This is a genomic window from Pseudoduganella sp. RAF53_2 (assembly GCF_052113985.1).
Taxonomy (GTDB): Bacteria; Pseudomonadota; Gammaproteobacteria; order Burkholderiales; family Burkholderiaceae_D; genus Rugamonas.
In genome coordinates this window covers 1-3,352 of sequence record NZ_JBFRDW010000653.1, presented here as the reverse complement: position 1 = coordinate 3,352, position 3,352 = coordinate 1, and the positions used below count along the sequence as shown (strand labels likewise).

General features: G+C 61.4%; 5 protein-coding genes. All 5 read left to right on the top strand.

Going from position 1 to position 3,352, the window contains the following annotated elements; all coding sequences use genetic code 11:
• The coding region (locus AB4Z11_RS27210; protein WP_442028964.1) for an acyl-CoA dehydrogenase at positions 1–984 on the top strand (984 nt) is incomplete at its 5' end.
• A gap of 9 nt (positions 985–993) precedes the next feature.
• On the top strand, positions 994–1,296 hold the full coding sequence (locus AB4Z11_RS27205; RefSeq protein WP_442028963.1) for a Dabb family protein: 303 nt from the start codon (positions 994–996) through the stop codon (positions 1,294–1,296).
• Positions 1,297–1,305: 9 nt separating this feature from the next.
• A complete protein-coding gene (locus AB4Z11_RS27200) occupies positions 1,306–2,088 on the top strand; it encodes an SDR family oxidoreductase (protein WP_442028962.1) in 783 nt (260 codons plus the stop codon).
• Between the two features lie 9 nt (positions 2,089–2,097).
• Positions 2,098–3,093 (top strand): NADP-dependent oxidoreductase, encoded by a 996-nt coding sequence (locus AB4Z11_RS27195; RefSeq protein ID WP_442028961.1) that lies wholly within the window; start codon positions 2,098–2,100, stop codon positions 3,091–3,093.
• The coding region (locus AB4Z11_RS27190) for an SDR family NAD(P)-dependent oxidoreductase (protein WP_442028960.1) at positions 3,094–3,352 on the top strand (259 nt) is incomplete at its 3' end.

The window sequence follows — 3,352 nt, the reverse complement described above, 5'->3', positions numbered from 1 at the left end:
GGCAAGTACCGGCCGGGCGGCGCGGACGGTGCGATCGGCTTCCTGGTCGGCCAGCCGAATCATGGCCTGGTCAATATGTTCCACATGATGAACGAGGCGCGCATTGGTGTCGGCATGGGCGCGGCGATGCTGGGCTACACGGGCTATCTGCTATCGCTGGACTATGCACGCAATCGCCCGCAAGGCCGTCATCCCGCCGCCAAAGATCCTTCCGCGCCGCAGCTGCCGATCATCAAACATACCGATGTGCGGCGCATGCTGCTGGCGCAGAAAGCTTACGTGGAAGGCGCGCTTGGCCTCGTGCTGTACAGCGCCAGGCTGGTGGACGAACAGYAGACCGCTGAAACGGCCGAGGACCGCGAACGCGCCGCGCGTTTGCTGGAGTTCCTGACGCCGATCACCAAATCCTGGCCTTCGCAATGGTGCGTGGAGGCGAACAGCCTGGCGATTCAGGTGCATGGCGGCTATGGCTACACGCGCGAATACAATGTCGAGCAGCTGTATCGCGACAATCGCCTGAACTCCATCCACGAAGGCACACATGGCATTCACGGGCTGGATCTGCTGGGGCGCAAAGTCGCTTTAAAGGATGGTGCGCTGTTCAAGGCGTTTGCGTCCGAACTGCGCGCCACAGTGGATAAGGCGGCGGATGTCGCCACGCTGGCCGCGCATGCCAATGCGCTCGATGCGGCGTGGCGCCGCGTGGAAGAAGTCACGCAAACGCTGTATGCTGCGGGCGACACGAACAAGACGCTGGCCAACGCTACGGCTTATCTGGAAGCAGTCGGCCACGTGATCGTCGCCTGGATCTGGCTGGAGCAAGCCATCGTGGCCACGAGCGCCGAGCCATCCGATTTCTATCGCGGCAAGCTGCAAGCCTGCCGCTATTTCTACCAATGGGAGCTGCCCAAGGTCCACGTACAACTGGATCTGCTGGACAGCCTTGATACCACTACGCTCGATATGCAGGATGCGTGGTTCTGAGGAGTTGAAATGATCAAACACATCGTCATGTGGAAGCTGAAAGACCACGCCGAGGGCGCCGATCGCGCCACCAATGCGAAAAAAATGAAGGAGCAGCTGGAAGCCTGCGCGGGCATTGTCCCCGGCATCCTGAAGCTGGAAGTGGCCATCGCCGAAGAGGGCCTGGAAGCGACTTACGATATCGTGCTGTATTCCGAATTCGCCGACAAGGCAGCGCTGGACGCCTACCAGATTCACCCTCAGCACCAGGCTCTCAAGCCTTTCTTTGGCGCCGTACGCGAAGCGCGCCAGTGCATGGATTACACCGTTTAAGGAGACGCAATGCGCACGACCCAGGAACTCTTCAGCCTCAAAGGCAAAACTGCGCTGGTGACCGGCGGCTCGCGTGGTCTCGGCCTGCAAATGGCGCTGGCACTTGGCGAACAAGGCGCAAAGATCGTGATCTCGGCACGCAAGCAGGCGGAACTCGATGAAGCCGTCGCCACGCTGCGCGAGCATGGTATCGAAGCGCATGCCATTGCAGCGGATCTGGGCAAGGAATCGTCGATCGAGCCGCTGGTGGACGGCGCCCTGGCGCATCTCGGCCATATCGATATCCTGATCAACAATGCCGGCGCAACCTGGGGCGCCGCCGCGGAAGACTATCCGCTGGAGGCCTGGGACAAGGTAATGAACCTGAACATCCGCAGTATTTTCCTGATGTCGCAGGCAGTCGGCAAGAAGTCCATGATCCCGTGCAAGAGCGGCCGTATCATCAATATCGCATCGATTGCCGGCCTGGCTGGGAATGCTCCTGGCACGATGAAAACCATCGCCTACAATACTTCGAAGGGCGCCGTAATCAACTTCACACGAACACTGGCGGGCGAATGGGGCGAGCATGGCATCAATGTGAACGCGATTGCCCCTGGCTTCTTCCCTTCGAAGATGAGCGCTGGCGTACTGAAGGCCATTGGCGAAGAGAAGCTGGAAGCGGAAACGCCGTTGCACCGGCTGGGCGGTGACGAAGACCTCAAAGGCGCGGTGGTGCTGTTCGCATCCGATGCGGGCCGGCACATCACGGGCCAGACGCTGGCCGTCGATGGCGGCGTCTCGGCAGTTTAAGGAGACAGCATGGCGACCTATCAACGCATTGTCCTTGCTTCCCGCCCGCGCGGTGAAGTCGAAGCTGGAAACTTCCGCCTTGAGACGGCCGAGACTCCGGCGCTGAGCGAAGGCCAGATCCTGGTGCGCAATCACTTCCTGTCGCTGGACCCGTATATGCGCGGCCGCATGAGCGACGCCAAGAGTTACGCTGCGCCGCAGCCGCTGAACGAAACCATGATCGGCGGCACGGTCGGTGAAGTGGTCGAATCGAAGAACCCGAAATTCGCCGTGGGCGATTTCGTGGCCGGCATGTTCGGCTGGGCCGAGATGAGCGTGTCCGATGGCGCGGCGCTGCGCAAGGTGGACACGACGCACATTCCGGCCTCCGCCTATCTTGGCGTTGTCGGCATGCCTGGTATGACCGCCTGGTATGGCGTGAACAAGATCATCGCACCGAAGGCTGGCGAAACCGTAGTCGTCTCGGCAGCCAGCGGCGCGGTTGGCGCCACGGTTGGCCAACTGGCGAAACTGGCGGGCGCGCGCGCGGTTGGTATCGCGGGCGGCAAGGAAAAGTGCGATTTCGTGGTGAATGAGCTGGGCTTCGATGCCTGCATCGACTACCGCACAGGCAATCTGGAAACCGATCTCGCTGCCGCAACGCCGGATGGTGTCGATGGCATCTTCGAAAACGTCGGCGGCGCCGTGTTTGACGCGGCACTCGGCCGCAGCAATGCCTTTGCCCGCATCGCGCTGTGCGGCATGGCGGCCGGCTACAACGGCGAAGACATCCCGCTGCGTAATCCGCGCCTGTTGCTGACCAACCGCGTTTCGCTGCGTGGTTTTATCGTGACCGAGCATCTGGACCTGTGGCCGCAAGGCTTGACCGAACTGGGCAAACTGGTCGCAACGGGCCAGATGAAGTACCGCGAATCGGTGTCGCAAGGGTTGGCCTCGGCGCCGGAAGCGCTGATGGGACTCCTGAAGGGCAAGAACTTCGGCAAACAACTGGTGAAGCTCATCTAAATGAAAAACTTCAAAGACAAGGTCGCCGTCATCACCGGCGGAGCAAGCGGTTTCGGACGTGAATTTGCCATCAAGGCCCACCAGCTGGGCATGAAGATCGCGCTGGCGGACGTGCAGGCCGACGCGCTGGAACGCACGGTGCAGGAGCTGCGCGAGCAGGGCGCCCAGGCGTTTGGCCTTGTCTGTGATGTGCGCAAGAGTGCCGATGTACAGGCGCTTGCCGATGCCACGATGAAGGAATTCGGCGCGGTGCACCTGG